The sequence below is a fragment of the Nisaea nitritireducens genome, assembly GCF_014904795.1.
Lineage (GTDB): Bacteria > Pseudomonadota > Alphaproteobacteria > Thalassobaculales > Thalassobaculaceae > Nisaea > Nisaea nitritireducens.
This window is the reverse complement of sequence record NZ_JACZFS010000009.1, coordinates 151,066-167,160: the sequence shown is the minus strand read 5'-3', so window position 1 is coordinate 167,160 and position 16,095 is coordinate 151,066. Positions and strand designations below refer to the sequence as shown.

Below are 16,095 nucleotides of genomic sequence, written 5' to 3'. Positions count from 1 at the left end.
GTTGGTTACTCAATGACTTTGAACAACCTGCTGAATCTGGTGGCAAACGGCCAGTTCCACACCTCGTACCACCGTGTGCTTCCATCGGTCGAGAAGAACAGGATTTCAGCACGTCCGACAAAATTATCAACCGGAACCATACCAACCGAGCTATCGCGGCTGTCGAGCGAATTGTCCCGGTTATCGCCCATCATAAAGTAAAAATCTTCGGGGATCTGGAACTCTTCGGTGTTGTCGAGCTGCGCCCGGTTGCCCATCGCTTCCAGTATCCGGTGTTCGACACCGTTCGGCAGGGTCTCGATAAACTGCGGAATGGACGCCATCCGACCGTACGGGTCGGTCATCACATAATCCTCGATCCGCCGCCGCTCGACCATCTCACCATTGATGTAAAGGCGGCCCTGCTTCATCTGCACCCGGTCGCCCGGCAGGCCGATCACGCGCTTGATATAGTCCGTGGCCTCATCCGTCGGCTTCTTGAATACAGCGACATCACCACGCTCCGGCGCGGTAAACAGGATACGGCCTTCGAACAACGGCGGAGAAAACGGCAGAGAGTGGCGGCTGAAGCCGTAGGACGGTTTGGAAACGAAGAGATAATCGCCAACGAGCAAGGTCGGGAACATCGAGCCCGACGGGATATTGAACGGCTCGTAAGCGACGGTTCGGAAGCCAACGGCAATCAGGATTGCGTAGACGAGCGTCTTTATGAATTCCCGCATGATACTCCAGGGGGCGCGGTGACAATATTATCAGAACAGGTCCGGAGAAGGAGCACCGTCATCAGCTGTCCGCGATTGCGGACGGCACGGCGATGTATGCCGGATTCCCAAGACTACGGCAAGCGACGGCTATCCTCCCGACGTCTCCCTCAAACCAGGCGCTTCGGCGGATATCACGACAAAAGCCTGCGCCATGGGCGGCTCGTCCGTCAGCGACAGATCGACACGTGCGACCAGCCCTTCCGGTGTGATCTGCCGCAAACGGGCGGCGGCGATACCGCTAAGCTCAAAAGACGGCTTTCCTGAGGCATCGTTGACGACTTCGAGCTCTCGCCACTGGATGCCCGGACGATCTTCTTCTCCAAGAGCTTTCCAGACGGCTTCCTTGGCCGCGAACCGTTTGGCATAAACGGCGGCGCGATTCGCCTTGGAATCCGCCCTGTCGCGCTCCCTGTCGGTAAAGATGCGAGCCAGAAACCGGTCACCGAAACGGTCGATCGACCGTTCGATCCGGGTGATGTCGACCAGATCGCTGCCGATGCCAAGGATCATGTGCGGGACCTCAGGCTCCGACCCGGCCCGATGCGCCGGCCCGGGCATTGTCCATCAAGGACCGCATGCGCCGAATAGAGCTGTCGAGGCCGCTGAAGATCGCCTCCCCAATCAGGAAATGCCCGATATTAAGCTCGTGGAATTCCAGCATTTCGGCGACCGGTGCGACCGTGTCGAAGGAAAGACCATGTCCGGCATGCATTTCCAGGCCACGCTCGGCGCCGTAACGGGCGGCATCCCGAAGACGTTCCAGCTGGGCCGCTCGCGCAGCCTCGCCTTCCGCCTCGCAATAGGCGCCGGTATGAAGCTCCACGACCGGCGCACCGAGCGCCACCGCCGCATCGATCTGCCGCTTGTCCGCTTCGATGAAGAGCGAGACCCTGATGCCCGCCTGTTTCAGCGCATCGCAGTAGCGGGTCAGATGATTATGCAGACCAGCCGCGTCCAGACCGCCTTCTGTGGTCACTTCCTCGCGCTTCTCCGGAACGATACAGGCCGCATGCGGCTTGTGCCGGAGCGCGATGTCGAGCATCTCGTCGGTCGCCGCCATCTCGAAGTTCAGCGGAAGGTCGATCTCGCGCGTCAGCCGCTCGATATCGGCATCGGAAATATGACGGCGGTCTTCGCGCAGGTGCGCCGTAATACCATCCGCGCCGGCTTCAGCCGCAAGACGGGCCGCACGCACCGGGTCCGGATGGGCACCGCCCCTGGCGTTCCGGATCGTCGCCACATGATCGATATTAACGCCAAGCCGCAAATAGCTCATTGGCTTCCCGCTCCCTGCTCAGAAACCCTGCCATCGACAGGCAGTCTCTCTGCGTCCGCACTCTTCCGGGCCACCGCATCGTCCCGCCGTTCCGTCCGTCGCCTCCGGTAACCCTCGATCAAGCCAAGCAGCGGCAAATAGAGGAGAAACCAGACGGCAATCGCGGTTGGCACGCTGCCGACGACCATTGTCATCAACAGATCGACGCTTTGCCCCAAAGACTCTCCGGAAATGATCCCAAGGAAAAAGTCCAAGGTCAATTTCGGAGGTTCCACACCTTCTGGGGTACCGACGATCCAGCTGCCCACCTTGAAGATCCAGAGCCAGATGAAGGGAAACGTCCAAGGATTGCCGATTGCGGTGCCGATCGCCGAGGCCAGGATATTGGCCCTGATGCTCCAGGCAAAAAGCCCCGCAAGGATGAAATGCAGACCTATCAGCGGCGTGAAGGACGCAGCGGCCCCGCAGGCAAAGCCCGCGGCGATGCTATAAGGCGTCCCCGGCATGCGCCCCAGCCGGTGGCCCGTATAGCGCCACAACCGGCCGAACCCCATCCGCGGCCAGATAAACTGACGAATCCTGGAGGCAGTACTCTCTGCCTGCCGGCGTTTAAACATGTACGCCGAACCTTTCCTCTGTTCACGCTCACTGTGCCGTTGGAAACCCCGTGCCATCGGGATATCGGCACTTCTCACTTAATGTGGTTCAGCCGCGGGCCCGATCCACCGAATTTATTACCGGTGTGGCGCGCAGTGCGGCGATGATTTCCGTCAGGTGCCGAACATCGGCTACCTCGACATCGATATAGAGTTCGAAGAAGTCGGTCGAGCGATTGACGAGCTTCAGGTTGATAATGTTGCCTCTGCTTCGGCCGATCACGGTCGAAAGGCTGCCAAGGCTGCCGGGTTCGTTCGCCAGGACGATATCCAGCCGGCCGACATGCATGTCGGTTTCGCTGTCCAGATCCCAGGAGACGTCGAGCCAGCGCTCCGGCGTTGAATGGAAGTTCTCGAGTGTATCGCAGTCGATAGTGTGGATCGTGACCCCCTTACCTGTGGTCACGATACCGACGATGCGCTCTCCGGGAAGCGGATGGCAGCACCGGGCATAATGTACCGCCATGCCGGGGATCAGCCCCTTGAGCGGAACCGCGTCTGGGCTGCCCTTGCGGGCCTTGGTCCGTGCCCGGGTGATCGGCACGACATTCTGTTTGTCCGGGGCGGGCAGAGTTTCCGGAACCGCTACATGCAACACTTCCCGGTCGCTCAGCACGCCCTCGCCGACACCGGCGAGCAGATCCTCGACGGTCTCCACGTGGAACTTGCCGAGAACGCCTTCCAGCGTTTTCTCGGAGTATTTCTGGGCTTCTTGCCGAAAGGCCTTCTGCATGATGGCTCGGCCAAGATCGGCAAACTGCTGTCGCCGCTGCAAACGGACGAAGCGCCGGATCCGGGCCTTTGCCTTGCCGGTGACAACAAACTGTTCCCAGGTCGGAGACGGCGTTGAATTTTTCGACGTCGAAACCGCGACCTGATCGCCGTTCTTCAGCGGTGTGGTCAGCGGCATTAAACGGTCATTGATCCGTGCGCCGACACACCTGTCACCGACTTCGGAATGCACCGCGTAAGCGAAATCGACCGGCGTGGCCCCGCGCGGCAGGGAGATCAGATCCCCCTTCGGCGTGAAGCAGAAAACCTGGTCCTGATACATCTCGAGCTTGGTATGCTCGAGGAACTCTTCTGGCCCGGAAGCATGTTCCAGGATTTCCAGAAGTTCCCGTATCCAGCGGTATTTCTTGCCTTCCCGGCTATAGGCCGGATCTTCCTTGTAGACCCAGTGCGCGGCAACGCCGAGCTCGGCGACCTCGTGCATCTCCCGGGTCCGGATCTGGATTTCGATCCGCTTCTTCATCGGGCCGATAATGCCGGTATGCAGGGACTGATATCCGTTCGGCTTCGGCGTACTGATGTAGTCCTTGAAGCGCCCCGGTATCACCGGATACTTGCCGTGCAGAGCGCCCAGCAGCTGGTAACATTCGCCGGTGTTCGCGACCACGAGCCGGAATGCCATGATGTCTGAGAGCTGCTCGAAGCCGACATCCTTGCGCTGCATCTTCAGCCAGACTGAATAGGGCGATTTCCTTCGGCCCGAGATTTCCGGGACGATTTCAACAGTCGCCGCAGTTTCCCGCAATTCGTCCATCACCCGGTCAACCGTGTCGCTACCTTCATCATAGAGGTAGTCGAGGCGCGTCATGATCGACGTGCGCGCATCCGGATTAAGCTCGGCAAAGGCGAGATCTTCCAGCTCGTCCCGCATCGCCTGGATACCGATGCGCTCGGCCAGCGGCGCATAGATATCCATGGTCTCGGCGGCGATACGCCGACGCTTGTCCTCGGATTCGATAAAATGCAGGGTCCGCATGTTGTGGACCCGGTCCGCCAGCTTCACCAGCAAGACCCGGATATCCTCGCTCATCGCAAGGACAAGCTTTCGGAAATTCTCCGCCTGCTTTGTCCGGTCGGATTGCAGTTCGATCCGGGTCAACTTGGTGACGCCATCGACCAGACGCAGAATATCCTCGCCGAAGAGGCGCTTGATATCCTCCGGCGTCGCGTCCGTATCCTCGATGGTGTCGTGCAGCAGCGCAGTGATGATGGTGCTGGTATCGAGCCGCATGTCGGTCAGAATGCCGGCGACTTCGAGAGGATGGGAAAAGTAAGGGTCGCCAGACGCCCGCTTTTGCGAGCCATGCATCTTCATGGCATAGACGTAGGCGCGGTTCAGCGCGTCCTCGTCCATACTCGGGTCATAATTTTTGACCCGTTCTACCAGCTCGTATTGCCGGATCATGAATTCCCCCGCGCGCTCTGCGCGGCCGTGCTCAAGGCGCCTTCAGGAAGAAGAAACGGTCCTGGTTCGGACCGCCAATGCAGGGAAGCGGAAAGCCTTGCCGGCTTACCCTTCGCGTCCGAGGACCTCTTCATCAACGTCCTCGAAACCGGCGCCCGCGCCGTCTTCCTTGGCAGACTGGATCTGCATGCCCAATGCGTCTGCGGCTTCCTCGATGGCAGCGCCGCCATCGGCTTCAATCGCGCTCATGTCATCGTCTTCCGGACCGTCATCCTCGACAACCCGCTGCAGGCCGCGCACCAGCGCTTCCTGAAGGTTGCCAAGATCGACGGTCTTGTCCGCGATTTCGCGCAGTGCAACGACCGGGTTCTTGTCATTGTCGCGATCGATGGTCAGCTGTCCGCCTGCGGAAATGTCCCGCGCGCGCTGACCGGCGATCATAACAAGATCGAACCGGTTCGGAATTTCCAAAATGCAGTCTTCAACCGTGACCCGTGCCATGGGTGTGCGTCCCGTTCCAAAAAGATACCGGAAAGAAGAATATATATTGGCTTGCCCCCTCGGGAGCAAGTCAATTAGGTCAGGAATTATACCCTTCCCCGACAGAACCGAGCAGCCGGACCGTCTGACTGGCGTCAAGTGCCGAAATCAGACTGTCTATAGCGGCGCCACTGACCGGGTGCCGCCAGTCCGGCGCGAGGTCGCGCAACGGATGGAGAACGAAGGCCCGTTCATGCATTCGCGGGTGCGGCAGAATGGGACCGCCACTGCCGTCGCTTAATTCCCCGTGATAGTCCAGAAGGTCCAGATCAATGACCCGCGCGGCATTGACCGCGCCGCGAACCCTCCCATATTCCTTTTCAATAGAATGCAGCCTTGCAAGCAACGATGCCGCATCATTGTCGGTCTCAACGCTGTAAACGGCATTCACGTACCAAGGTTGGTCAGAGGCCGGAACAGGCGCACTCTCAAACCAGCGGGATACCGCAAGCGGCACGACCCCAAGGTGGCCGAGATCCGCCATGGCGGCCTCAAGCGTCTCCCGCGGCGATGAAAATCGCGCGCTCGGGAGATTGGCACCAACCCCCAAATAAATCATGGACACCATTCCATTGATGCTTTAACGACATCGCCATTAATACGGCTTTGATCTTTCGATACATCCGACTAGATTTGAAAAAGATCTACAATCGATTGACAGTCAAGGCCTCAATTCTACAACCGCAAATTACTTGCGCAATTGATGGCCGGTTGGTCTATTGCGCGTGATGGAAATAAGAAAAAGAATAAAGGAATTATTTGATGCATTTCTATCCTCAAGAAAAAACAGGTCTCTTTATCGATGGCGCCAACTTGTATTCAGCAGCGCGATCTCTCGGGTTTGACATCGATTATCGGAAATTACTGACTGTTTTTGCCGACGAATGCCGTCTTGTCCGTGCTTTTTATTATACTGCACTGATTGAAGATCAAGAATACTCGCCAATCCGGCCCCTTGTCGACTGGCTCGACTATAATGGCTACACGATGGTCACCAAGCCGACCAAGGAATTCACCGATGCCTCCGGGCGCCGGAAAATCAAGGGCAACATGGATATCGAACTCGCCATCGATGTCCTCGAAATGGCCGAGCATCTCGATCATGTCGTGCTGTTCTCCGGCGACGGCGACTTCCGCCGGCTGGTTGAGGCCGTGCAACGCCGGGGCGTGCGGGTCACCGTCGTCTCGACCGTCAAGTCGCAGCCGCCGATGATCGCCGACGAGTTGCGCCGCCAGGCCGATCATTTCCTGGAGCTGAAGGATTTTCAGGAGAAGATCGCCCGCGCCCATCAGGCCCGCCCGGTGCGTCCGCAACAGGACGAGTATGAAGACGGTGCCGAGGATGATCTCGATGACGATGATTACGAGGACGATATCGACGAGGCGCAGGTGACGCCGCGTCGCCCGAATTACTGAGCCCCCGTCCGGGCGGCCCCATGACCGTATCGATATCCAGCCTTGAGGAGCCGGGCCGCGAGTGCCCGCTCTGCCCCCGCCTCGTGGATTTCCGCCACGCCAACCGCGAGAAATTTCCGGACTGGCATAACGGACCGGTGGTCTCGTTCGGGCCGAAAGACGCGTCCTTCCTGATAGTCGGATTGGCACCGGGCCTGCGTGGCGCGAACCGCACGGCCCGGCCATTTACCGGCGATTATGCAGGCGACCTGCTTTACCAGACGCTGGACCGGTTCGGCTTCTCGGAGGGCACTTATGACAGTGAAGGCCAGGACGACCTGAAACTCGTCGATTGCCGTATCACGAATGCAGTGCGATGCGTGCCGCCGGAAAACAAGCCCATTGGCGCCGAAGTGAAGGCCTGCGCGCCGTTTCTTCAGATGGAACTTTCCGGCCCCCGGCGTGTGGTCCTGGCGCTGGGCGGCCTCGCCCACGGCGCGATACTGTCAGGGCTCGGCATTCCCAAGAACCGCTTCAAGTTCGGGCATAACGCCGTACATGAGCCGGGCGCGGGCTTCACCCTTGTGAATTCCTATCACTGCTCGCGCTACAACACGAACACGGGCAAGCTGACTGAAGAGATGTTCGAGGACGTGTTTGGCACGATCCGGGGCTTGATGAGCGCGCTCTGACGCGTCAATTCTTCTCGCGCATCAGGCGCGCCTTGTCGCGCTGCCAGTCCCGCTTTTTCTCCGTCTCGCGCTTATCCATCTTCTTTTTGCCCGTCGCGATCCCGATCGAGATCTTGGCGATGCCGCGATCGTTGAAATAAAGCCGCAGCGGGATGAGCGTTGCCCCTTCCCGTTGCACCAGACCAAGCAGACGGTCCCGCTCCTTGCGATGCACAAGCAGACGCCGCGGCCGGCGCGGTTCGTGGTTGAAGGGCTCGGCAGCCGGATATTCCGGGATATGCACATTGAAGAGAGTCAGCTCGCCGCCGTCCTGGCCAGCATAGGATTCACCGATGCTGGCCTTGCCGTCGCGCAAGCTTTTCACTTCGGAGCCAGTCAGAACGATCCCGGCTTCGACCGTGTCTTCAATAAAATAGTCGTGCCGCGCACGACGGTTCTGGGCGATCAATCCGTCGCCTGATTTCTTTCCCGCCATGGGAGACTTCCTTCAACCGCCGGGCAGGCCCGGCCCGCTGATCAGTTCAGCAGACCGGCATGCCGCAGAGCGGATTCCACTTTTTGTTTGCTGCTGTCCGCGATCTCGCAGATCGGCAGACGGGTGGTCGGCTCACAGATCCCGAGCAGACTTGCCGCATATTTGACCGGGCCCGGGCTGCTTTCGCAGAACAGAGCCTGATGCAGCGGGAACAACCGGTCATTAATGGTCATTACCGTATCAAGATCGCCCTTGCCCCACGCCTGGTGCAGCTCCGACAACGGACCCGGCGCAACATTCGCCGTGACCGAGATACAGCCGTGTCCACCCTGGGAAAGATACGGCACAACGGTTCCGTCCTCACCACTAAGCTGGGAGAAATCCGATCCGATCGCAAGCCGGGTTTCCATCGGACGCGTCCCGCTGGCGGTCGCATCCTTAACACCGACAATGTTCGGCAGCTCGGACAGCCGCTTCATTGTCTCGACAGTCATGTCGATGACGCTTCTCGGCGGGATATTGTAAATCATGACCGGCAAATCAACCGCATCGGTGATCGCCTTGAAGTGCCGGTAAAGGCCTTCCTGGGTCGGCTTGTTGTAGTACGGTGTGACCACCAGTGCCGCATCCGCGCCAGCTTCCTTGGCGTGTTGCGTCAGCTCGATGGCTTCCTCGGTCGAATTGGAGCCGGTACCGGCGATAACCGGAATCCGCCCAGCAACCTGATCTACACAGATTTCAACAACCTGCTTGTGCTCTGCATGGCTGAGCGTCGGAGATTCGCCGGTGGTTCCCGTCGGGATCACACCGTTCGTCCCCTGCTCAATCTGCCAGTCGACAAGTTTTCGGAACGCGGCCTCGTCGACCGCGCCGTTTTTGAACGGCGTGATCAATGCTACCAGGGATCCCTTGAACATTGGATTTCCAGCATTGTAGGCCACGTCTCGTCTCCTGCCGATTTTGGCTGTTTCTTCGAAAGACGGGGACCATACGCTTACCTTCGCGGAGGAACAAGAACTTGCGTTCCATACATGGGTATTTGCGCCGGTTTGCCGGAAATAAGGCGCAGCTCCGCTTTATCCATATCGAGTCGTGACTTAGCGTGAAGCCGGTTTCCTGTTATCATGCTGCTTGGCACGCAGACTCCACACTGGCCCCCCCGGTCGAGCAGTCCGCGCGCAACCTGTGGCGGCGAGGGAATAGATACTGCGAATGCTGTTCCGATCTGGATCGACCACATGCGCGATCCTGGCCGTTGCCGGCGCCCTGACAGGCGCTCTTTGGGCGATGTCCGGCACCTCGAGCCATGCCGCCGCACCGGTTCCTGAAATCCGGCCGGAAGTCACTCTTCCGCCACTCCCGGTGATCAGGCCCGGGGACCTGCTTGTTCCAAAGAACAGCGCGACCGCCTACCGGCGTGCTTTCACGCTCGCAGCCAAGGGAAAGTGGAGCGCGGTTGCGGAAATTCCGCGCGAGCCGGCCCGGCCCGAGCTTGAAAAGGTTCTGACATGGCTGCGTCTCCGCGATCCGGCAAGTGGCGCCGGTTTCGGAGAGATTGCCGTCTTCCTGAAAGAGAATCCGAATTGGCCCAACCGCTGGAAAATGATCTCCCGCGCCGAATATCTCATGCCGGAGGATCTCCCGGTCTCTGCGCAGCAAAGCTGGTTCGGGGAAATCGCGCCCCGGACCGCTGCCGGACGCCTTAAATATCTGAAGTCTCTCGAAAGCAGCTTGGACCGCTCGGATCTGAGCGAGAAAGCGCGCGCCTATTGGCACGAAACGCCATTCGGACGATCGGACCATCGGGCCTTCCTGAAGCGATACAGGTCTCTTCTCAGCGCTGACGACCATTGGATCCGCCTTGACCGGATGCTTTGGCGCGGCTTCATCTCATCCGCCCGCCGGGTTCTCCCCCTGGTCGCCAAGGACAAAAGAAACCTGGCGCTTGCCAGAATCCAGTTGCGCACCCAGTCCCCTGGTGTCGACGGGGCGATCAACCGTGTTCCCGACGACCTGCAATCTGATCCGGGGCTGCAATACGAACGGCTACTGTGGCGTCACCGCAAGGGCCGCAAGGACGACGCGCTGGAGTTACTCTGGTCCGTCCCGACCGGCCAACAGTACCCGGCTCTCTGGTGGCGAGAACGCTCGCGGCAAATTCGTTACGCGCTGGACGACAATCGCGACGAAGACGCCTACCTGCTCTCCGCCGCGCACATCCAGCACAGCGGCCTGAGTTTCGCCGAAGCCGAATGGCACGCTGGCTGGATCGCGCTTCGTTTCGCTGACAAGCCTGCCGAAGCGCTGCAAGCTTTCGAGAAGCTGTATAACGGCGTCAGTACCTCAATCAGTCTTGCCCGTGCCGGCTATTGGGCAGGCCGGGCTGCGGAGACGAGCGGGCAGAACAAGCAGGCCCGGCACTGGTACAGCCGCGCGGCGGAAAATCCCGCCACCTTCTACGGCCAGCTCGCTCAGGCCCGCCTCAACACAAACGGTTTCCGACTGCCGCGCGAACCGAAGCCGACCTCGGAAGAGAGGACGGCCTTTCGCCAGACGACTCTGGCGCAAGTGGCTGCCGCCCTCGGGCGTATAGGCCAGGACGATCTGGCGCGAGATTTCGTCACCCATCTCTCGCGTCTTGCCGACAACGGGGTGCAGGCTGTCCTTGTCGCGCAGCTTGCCCGTGAGCTTGGTTATCTGGATATCGCGGTACGGGCCGCCCGGACTGCCGCCCGCAAAGGCATCGTGCTGGCGCAGACGGGCTATCCGACCCGCTATGCCACCGAACACGGCCCGCTGGAGCCGGCCCTGATGCTGGCCATCATCCGTCAGGAGAGCGGGTTCGACACAAAAGCAAAGAGCCGGGCCGGCGCGCGCGGTTTGATGCAATTGATGCCGGCAACGGCCCGTCAGGTCTCAAAAACCGTCAAGCAGCGCTACTCGGCGAGGCGGCTGACAACCGATCCCTATTTCAATATCCGGCTTGGCAGCGCCTATCTTTCCGGCCTGATCGACCGTTTCGACGGCAATTACATACTTGCAATCGCCGCCTACAACGCCGGCCCCGGCAATGTGAACCGGTGGCTGCGGGAGCGCGGCGATCCGCGCAGCGACGATGTCGACGTCGTCGACTGGATCGAGCGGATTCCGTTCGGGGAAACCCGGAACTATGTCCAGCGCGTGCTTGAGGGGCTGGTGGTCTACCGGGCCCGGCTCGGGCGTCACAGTCCCGTGATCTCATGGGATAAAGTCTCCCCGCGCGATGTGTGGTGCGTTACGGCTTGCGGCGTTCTGCTCGACGCTCATCAGGCGTCTGCGCTCACAAGGGAGTAACGCTCAATGTCGGTTAATCCGTCCTTCGCAGGCATAAAGGCCTGCGTTTTCGATGCCTATGGCACTCTGTTCGATGTTCATTCCGCTGTCGCGCAGTGCCGCGGCCAGTTTCCGGATCCGGATAAACAGGCCGACAGGACGTCGGAGATCTGGCGCACAAAGCAACTTCAGTACACATGGCTCCGGGCCCTGCAGAACCGCCATGTCGATTTTTGGCAGGTAACCGGCGACGCACTCGATTTCTCGCTTGAGTCCGTTCTGGGAAACCTTGGTCCCGCAGGCCTGCGGGACGATCTCCTGAACAGCTACCTCACCCTCGACGCTTATCCCGAAGTGCTTGGTGTCTTGAAAGCCCTCAGGGACCGGGGTCTGAAGACAGCTATATTGTCAAACGGCTCACCGGAGATGCTGGAGCGGGTCTGCGAAAAGTCCGGTGTCGGCGCACTGATGGACGCCGTTCTGTCGGTCGAGGAGGTTGGCATCTACAAGCCGCACCCGTCTGTCTATCAGCTCGCCGTCGACCGGCTCGGCATCCATGCGGATCACATCTCGTTCCAGAGCTCGAACGCCTGGGACGCGACCGCGGCGTCCGCCTTTGGATTCAAGGTCGCCTGGATAAACCGGTTCTCCCAGGCCCCGGAACGGCTGCCCGGAAAACCGGACGCGGAACTTCGGACTCTGGACGAGCTGCCTCCCTTGCTCTGATCACCCGCCCGACTGCCCCTGCCCGACCGATTGAAACGGTGACAATCACAGCGTTGCACCGGCGCCCTCGCACTCCTATCGTCAGCATGAACCGGTCCGCACATTTATTGCGCCTCGCGGACCGGTCCCCAATACAGGAGAGTGACCCGATGAACGAGCTTGCTTCAACGCACCTCGCAGCCCCCGTTTTCGCCGACATCGAAACCGCGGCCACGCGCCTGAAAGGCGAAGCGGTGCGCACCCCCCTGCTGGAAGCGCCCCTGCTGAACGAGAAGCTTGGTGGCCGCCTGCTGGTCAAACCGGAATGCCTGCAACGCACCGGCTCCTTCAAATATCGCGGTGCCTTCAACCGGCTCTCGCTGATCCCGGAGGCCGACCGGGCGCGCGGCGTGCTCGCCTATTCCTCCGGCAACCACGCCCAGGGCGTCGCCCATGCGGCAAGCCGGCTTGGCATCAAGGCAAGCATCATCATGCCGGAAGATGCGCCGGCGATGAAAATCCAGAACACCAAGGATTACGGCGCGGAGGTCATTCTCTATGACCGCTACAACGAAAACCGTGAGGAGATCGGGCAGCGGATCGCCGCTGAGACCGGTGCGACGCTGGTGCGCCCTTATGACGATCCTGGCGTGATCGCCGGTCAGGGCACCATCGGCCTCGAAATCGCGGAGCAGGCAAAGGAAGCCGGCGCTGATCTGGACGCTGTTATCGTATGCTGCGGCGGTGGCGGACTTGTATCCGGTGTCGCGCTTGCGATTCACAATGTCGCGCCCGGCGTTGCTGTCTACTCCGCCGAGCCGGAGAATTTCGACGACATGGCCCGATCCCTCGTGAGCGGCAAGCATGAGAGCAATGATCCCGACGCGCGCTCCATCTGCGATGCCATCGTGACGCCGACACCGGGCGAGATCACCTTCAGCCTCTGCAAGCCGCTTCTGGCAGGAGGTCTCGTAGTCAGCGACGATGACGCGCTCGACGCGATGGCCGCTGCATTCCGTTATCTGAAAATCGTGGTGGAGCCCGGAGGTGCGGTTGCGCTTGCGGCAGCCCTCAGCGGCAAAATCGACATGCAGGGCAAAAATGTTGCCGTCGTCTGTTCCGGCGGTAACTGTGATTCCGAAATGTTCGCCAAGGCACTCTCGCGTTCATAGACGCAAGCACTCAGGGCGCGGGCGGCGCGATCGCCGCCCGGCTCTAAATCACGCGATGGCGTGGGATTCTTTGTCCTTGGCGTCGGAAACCGCAGATGCGGCTGCCGGCTTCGGCCCACCGACGACGCTGGGGGAAGCCAGTTCCGGCTTCGCGCCAAACCGCTCCAGCGCTTTTTTCTCCACCGGCTTTTCGTCCGGGAAGTGCCGACAGTTGCCTTCGAAGAAAGCCCCCGGCTCGATGGTCAGCCGTTCCTGAACGACATCGGCAATGACGCGTGCCGTCTTGTTCAGTGTGACATGGCGGGCCTTGACCTGCCCCGTCACGGCTCCCGCGATAACGATGGCATCGGCCTCTATCGATCCGCGGACAACAGCCGTGGAACTGATCGTCAGCTTCTTGCTGGTGATGTCGCCCTCAACAGTTCCGTCGACCTGCATGTCGCCGTCGCTCACGAGGTTGCCATTGACCACAAGATCCGCGCTCAGGATCGAGGGCGCGGCCTGCTTCTGCGGTGCCTGTTGCTGACCGCGACTATCCTTTTTTTGAAACATATCGTCCCGCCCTGAGAAAGTTACGCGGATTCATCGGTTTATTCTTGAAACGAACCTCATAGTGCAAATGCGCGGCCGTGCTACGACCCGAATTGCCCATGCGTCCGATCACCTCACCAAGACCGACCTTCTGGCCTACTTTCACCGCGATACTACTCATATGCGCGTACCGGGTCGTAATATTATTTCCATGGTCGATTTCGACGATCCGTCCATAGAAGGCCTCGCGGTGCGCACGGATCACCTTTCCAGGCGCCGCCGCCATGATTTCCTGTTTGCGTGGTCCGGACATATCCAGACCGGCATGCAGGGCCCAGCGCTTGTTGATCGGATCCTTGCGCCGGCCGAATCCGCTGGTGAAGTAATAGTCCTTCATCGGCACGATCAACGGCACGGACAGATAGACGTCGCGGAGTTTCTCCCAACGGGAAAGCCGCAGCTCCAGTTGGGTTTCCAGACTGTCAGCCTCTGAACGCTCCGACTGAAGTTCCGGATGGTAGGGAATGAACGGGCCGCCCTGCCCCATGATCATGCCCTCGGGCATCGGCGCGATGCGCTCCAGGTCGAGCCCTGTCTTCCGCAATACAGCTTCAACGGCGTGGATATTGTTGAGCGCCCGCTCCGAGATCGCTTCCAGCCGGAGCCTGTGTTCATCGTCGACGTCGGTGAGCCGTGCCTCCAACGAGGAAATCCGGCTCCGCAGCGAGTCATTTTCAGACGTCACCGAGCTTCTCTCAAGCATTACCGTCCTGAGATCCGAACGGAGATGCGAAATGGTCTCAGCGAGGTGATCCCTCTGCGCCACGGATTCCGCGAGCTCGTTGTTCAGGCGCCAGAGGCGGCCGTCCAGTTTTTCGCGCTCCGCCGCGATCTCGTTCTTCTCGGCTTCGAGCGTTTCGAGATGTGTCCGCAGATTGCTTATATGCGTCTCAAGACCGTTATTCTTGCCTGTCATGCGGCGCAATTCGCGGCCAAGAAGGCTGAACTGGTCATTCAGTGCCTTGCGGCCGGCATTGATCCGATCGCGCTCCACCTGAGTGTAGCGCAACCGCGACTCTGTCGACGTCAGGTTGCTGCGCAGGCCTTCGTTCTGGTCAAAAAGCCGCTGCAACTGACCCTGCGTCTCTTTCAGGTCCCGGGTAATAGCGACCACGGAGAGCTGGTAGTCAGAAACCTGATCGAGCAACTGGCGGTAGGAATCCTGGCTGCGCTGGATGGCGACGTCTTTGCCCCGCAGCAGCTCGTCCTGCATGTATACGCCGACCGACGCAAAGCCGACCCAGCTTGCCGCCATCACCCACACAAGAACGAAGCCGACTTGCAGCCGGGTACTGAGCGAGAAATAGCGGATCCTTGAATCGGACCGCAGGATTACCTCGCGTTCGCGGAAAAAATGGTTGATCCAGGCCGTTATACTGCTTGCAAGCGAAGAGCTTGGCGTTTCCATACGCTTGTAGCCTTGAATATTGCGTCTGACATACCTCGGTAAGAGTACCTGCCAGACAGCCCCAAAGCAAGACGGGCAACACTTTCAGGCGCCATTGGCGGCAACCTGCGGACCTGCAGTCACAATAACCTTAAGTATGTTAAGAATTTATGCGGAAATTGACATTGAACCAGGTAGAATCGGGCCATGGATCGGGCGCAATGGGAAGCTGACCAGATCCGCGGCGTGGCACTCGCCCTGCGGCACTGGTTCGAGATCGTGGATACGGAAACGCGCATGCGGGAACTCGGCATTCGGCCGGGCCCTGCACGCAAATCCGCGAGTGCATCGGACAAGCGCCTGCAGTCATTTGCGTTGACAGCCTTGCCGCCGCAGATCGTCCGGCTCAAGCCGGAAGCACCGGTTACCACGTTGCATTTGCTGCAAATTGTCTATGACGATGGGATGATGCGGGCCGATCCATGGCGCTGGTGGTTCGCCTGGATCAGTATCGAAATGATCTCCCGACTCGGACCGGACCCGAGCGGCCGTCAGGTGAAAACCTTTATCCGAACCGACGACAGCCTGCAGTCCGTCCGGACCACCGCAGCCCGGTGGCTCGCCAGCAGCGAGAGCAGAATCGATTATGTGAACCAGGAGTTCAAAGCGCTGCTCCGCCAAGCGCTTGCCGACCAAGAAGCGACAGCCGACCAGGACTCGCTGATCAACCGGCTCGGCCAACCTCTCGTAGTCTTCATCGAAGCCATGGCGAGTGAGGCCGGGCGAATCTCCGCCGGCATCACCATGCAACTGGCAGAACGGGTCGAACGGATGTAGCGGAACGCCTGCGTGACGCAATTGCGCGACAGCAGGTCGTAAACTGGCTTTTCGTTTTGCCGTGGCCGGTGCTAGGCATATCCGGTAATTTCTTAA

Annotated in this window: 17 protein-coding genes; 6 read left to right on the top strand and 11 right to left on the bottom strand. The window is 59.9% G+C overall.

Translation table 11 applies throughout. From position 1 onward, the window contains the following. Positions 1 to 5 precede the first annotated feature (5 nt). The 7 genes from lepB to folK all read right to left on the bottom strand — a co-directional run bounded on the left by lepB (position 6) and on the right by folK (position 5,992). The gene (gene lepB / locus IG629_RS02375) at positions 6 to 722 is read right to left on the bottom strand and encodes a signal peptidase I (protein WP_193170385.1); all 717 of its coding nucleotides are present in this window, start codon (positions 720 to 722) and stop codon (positions 6 to 8) included. Positions 723 to 851: 129 nt separating this feature from the next. Further along, positions 852 to 1,274: a holo-ACP synthase gene (gene acpS, locus IG629_RS02370; protein WP_193170384.1), complete on the bottom strand. Its 423-nt coding sequence runs from the start codon at positions 1,272 to 1,274 to the stop codon at positions 852 to 854. A 10-nt stretch (positions 1,275 to 1,284) separates the two neighbouring features. Beyond that, positions 1,285 to 2,040, bottom strand: coding sequence for a pyridoxine 5'-phosphate synthase (locus tag IG629_RS02365; RefSeq protein WP_193170383.1), 756 nt, complete (start codon positions 2,038 to 2,040; stop codon positions 1,285 to 1,287). Continuing rightward, positions 2,037 to 2,714 carry a DUF2062 domain-containing protein gene (locus tag IG629_RS02360; protein ID WP_193170382.1) on the bottom strand — a complete coding sequence of 226 codons (678 nt, stop codon included), beginning with the start codon at positions 2,712 to 2,714 and terminating at the stop codon, positions 2,037 to 2,039. The genes IG629_RS02365 and IG629_RS02360 overlap by 4 nt, the downstream gene beginning before the upstream one ends. Positions 2,715 to 2,745: 31 nt before the next feature. Beyond that, positions 2,746 to 4,893, bottom strand: coding sequence for a RelA/SpoT family protein (locus IG629_RS02355; RefSeq protein ID WP_193170381.1), 2,148 nt, complete (start codon positions 4,891 to 4,893; stop codon positions 2,746 to 2,748). A 105-nt stretch (positions 4,894 to 4,998) separates the two neighbouring features. Continuing rightward, positions 4,999 to 5,394: a DNA-directed RNA polymerase subunit omega gene (gene rpoZ, locus IG629_RS02350; protein ID WP_193170380.1), complete on the bottom strand. Its 396-nt coding sequence runs from the start codon at positions 5,392 to 5,394 to the stop codon at positions 4,999 to 5,001. 79 nt (positions 5,395 to 5,473) lie between these two features. Continuing rightward, entirely contained in the window at positions 5,474 to 5,992 is a 519-nt protein-coding gene (folK, locus tag IG629_RS02345; RefSeq protein WP_193170379.1) for a 2-amino-4-hydroxy-6-hydroxymethyldihydropteridine diphosphokinase, read from the bottom strand. 203 nt (positions 5,993 to 6,195) lie between these two features. Between folK and IG629_RS02340 the strand changes: the two genes are divergently transcribed. Both IG629_RS02340 and IG629_RS02335 read left to right on the top strand, forming a co-directional pair. Then, positions 6,196 to 6,849 (top strand): LabA-like NYN domain-containing protein, encoded by a 654-nt coding sequence (locus IG629_RS02340; RefSeq protein WP_193170378.1) that lies wholly within the window; start codon positions 6,196 to 6,198, stop codon positions 6,847 to 6,849. Positions 6,850 to 6,869: 20 nt separating this feature from the next. After that, positions 6,870 to 7,520, top strand: coding sequence for a uracil-DNA glycosylase (locus tag IG629_RS02335; RefSeq protein WP_193170377.1), 651 nt, complete (start codon positions 6,870 to 6,872; stop codon positions 7,518 to 7,520). Positions 7,521 to 7,524: 4 nt separating this feature from the next. Here the strand turns inward: IG629_RS02335 and smpB are convergent, their stop codons facing one another. Both smpB and dapA read right to left on the bottom strand, forming a co-directional pair. Then, positions 7,525 to 7,995, bottom strand: coding sequence for an SsrA-binding protein SmpB (gene smpB / locus IG629_RS02330; protein WP_193170376.1), 471 nt, complete (start codon positions 7,993 to 7,995; stop codon positions 7,525 to 7,527). Positions 7,996 to 8,036: 41 nt separating this feature from the next. Then, positions 8,037 to 8,912, bottom strand: a complete 876-nt coding sequence (gene dapA, locus IG629_RS02325; protein ID WP_193170375.1) for a 4-hydroxy-tetrahydrodipicolinate synthase — start codon at positions 8,910 to 8,912, stop codon at positions 8,037 to 8,039. 295 nt (positions 8,913 to 9,207) lie between these two features. On the opposite strand from dapA, the gene IG629_RS02320 reads away from it, so the two are divergent. The 3 genes from IG629_RS02320 to IG629_RS02310 all read left to right on the top strand — a co-directional run bounded on the left by IG629_RS02320 (position 9,208) and on the right by IG629_RS02310 (position 13,184). Continuing rightward, a complete protein-coding gene (locus IG629_RS02320) occupies positions 9,208 to 11,328 on the top strand; it encodes a lytic transglycosylase domain-containing protein (RefSeq protein WP_193170374.1) in 2,121 nt (706 codons plus the stop codon). Positions 11,329 to 11,334: 6 nt separating this feature from the next. After that, complete coding sequence (locus IG629_RS02315) at positions 11,335 to 12,033, top strand: haloacid dehalogenase type II (protein WP_193170373.1); 699 nt, start codon at positions 11,335 to 11,337, stop codon at positions 12,031 to 12,033. Between the two features lie 149 nt (positions 12,034 to 12,182). Then, entirely contained in the window at positions 12,183 to 13,184 is a 1,002-nt protein-coding gene (locus IG629_RS02310; RefSeq protein ID WP_193170372.1) for a threonine/serine dehydratase, read from the top strand. A 48-nt stretch (positions 13,185 to 13,232) separates the two neighbouring features. Here the strand turns inward: IG629_RS02310 and IG629_RS02305 are convergent, their stop codons facing one another. Both IG629_RS02305 and IG629_RS02300 read right to left on the bottom strand, forming a co-directional pair. Beyond that, the gene (locus tag IG629_RS02305; protein ID WP_193170371.1) at positions 13,233 to 13,736 is read right to left on the bottom strand and encodes a bactofilin family protein; all 504 of its coding nucleotides are present in this window, start codon (positions 13,734 to 13,736) and stop codon (positions 13,233 to 13,235) included. Then, a complete protein-coding gene (locus IG629_RS02300; RefSeq protein ID WP_193170370.1) occupies positions 13,717 to 15,183 on the bottom strand; it encodes a M23 family metallopeptidase in 1,467 nt (488 codons plus the stop codon). Before IG629_RS02300 ends, IG629_RS02305 begins: the two co-directional genes overlap by 20 nt. A gap of 186 nt (positions 15,184 to 15,369) precedes the next feature. Between IG629_RS02300 and IG629_RS02295 the strand changes: the two genes are divergently transcribed. Next, complete coding sequence (locus IG629_RS02295) at positions 15,370 to 15,999, top strand: hypothetical protein (protein ID WP_193170369.1); 630 nt, start codon at positions 15,370 to 15,372, stop codon at positions 15,997 to 15,999. Positions 16,000 to 16,095: the final 96 nt, after the last annotated feature.

Excerpts from the sequence above, each read along its gene's own strand:
- acpS (WP_193170384.1), bottom strand. The coding sequence starts at position 1,274 with ATGATCCTTGGCATCGGCAGCGATCTGGTCGACATCACCCGGATCGAA.
- IG629_RS02335 (WP_193170377.1), top strand. The coding sequence starts at position 6,870 with ATGACCGTATCGATATCCAGCCTTGAGGAGCCGGGCCGCGAGTGCCCG.
- IG629_RS02340 (WP_193170378.1), top strand. The coding sequence starts at position 6,196 with ATGCATTTCTATCCTCAAGAAAAAACAGGTCTCTTTATCGATGGCGCC.
- IG629_RS02295 (WP_193170369.1), top strand. The coding sequence starts at position 15,370 with ATGGATCGGGCGCAATGGGAAGCTGACCAGATCCGCGGCGTGGCACTC.
- IG629_RS02355 (WP_193170381.1), bottom strand. The coding sequence starts at position 4,893 with ATGATCCGGCAATACGAGCTGGTAGAACGGGTCAAAAATTATGACCCG.
- rpoZ (WP_193170380.1), bottom strand. The coding sequence starts at position 5,394 with ATGGCACGGGTCACGGTTGAAGACTGCATTTTGGAAATTCCGAACCGG.
- IG629_RS02300 (WP_193170370.1), bottom strand. The coding sequence starts at position 15,183 with ATGGAAACGCCAAGCTCTTCGCTTGCAAGCAGTATAACGGCCTGGATC.
- IG629_RS02315 (WP_193170373.1), top strand. The coding sequence starts at position 11,335 with ATGTCGGTTAATCCGTCCTTCGCAGGCATAAAGGCCTGCGTTTTCGAT.
- IG629_RS02360 (WP_193170382.1), bottom strand. The coding sequence starts at position 2,714 with ATGGCACGGGGTTTCCAACGGCACAGTGAGCGTGAACAGAGGAAAGGT.
- IG629_RS02310 (WP_193170372.1), top strand. The coding sequence starts at position 12,183 with ATGAACGAGCTTGCTTCAACGCACCTCGCAGCCCCCGTTTTCGCCGAC.
- IG629_RS02320 (WP_193170374.1), top strand. The coding sequence starts at position 9,208 with ATGCTGTTCCGATCTGGATCGACCACATGCGCGATCCTGGCCGTTGCC.
- lepB (WP_193170385.1), bottom strand. The coding sequence starts at position 722 with ATGCGGGAATTCATAAAGACGCTCGTCTACGCAATCCTGATTGCCGTT.
- IG629_RS02305 (WP_193170371.1), bottom strand. The coding sequence starts at position 13,736 with ATGTTTCAAAAAAAGGATAGTCGCGGTCAGCAACAGGCACCGCAGAAG.
- smpB (WP_193170376.1), bottom strand. The coding sequence starts at position 7,995 with ATGGCGGGAAAGAAATCAGGCGACGGATTGATCGCCCAGAACCGTCGT.
- dapA (WP_193170375.1), bottom strand. The coding sequence starts at position 8,912 with ATGTTCAAGGGATCCCTGGTAGCATTGATCACGCCGTTCAAAAACGGC.
- folK (WP_193170379.1), bottom strand. The coding sequence starts at position 5,992 with ATGATTTATTTGGGGGTTGGTGCCAATCTCCCGAGCGCGCGATTTTCA.
- IG629_RS02365 (WP_193170383.1), bottom strand. The coding sequence starts at position 2,040 with ATGAGCTATTTGCGGCTTGGCGTTAATATCGATCATGTGGCGACGATC.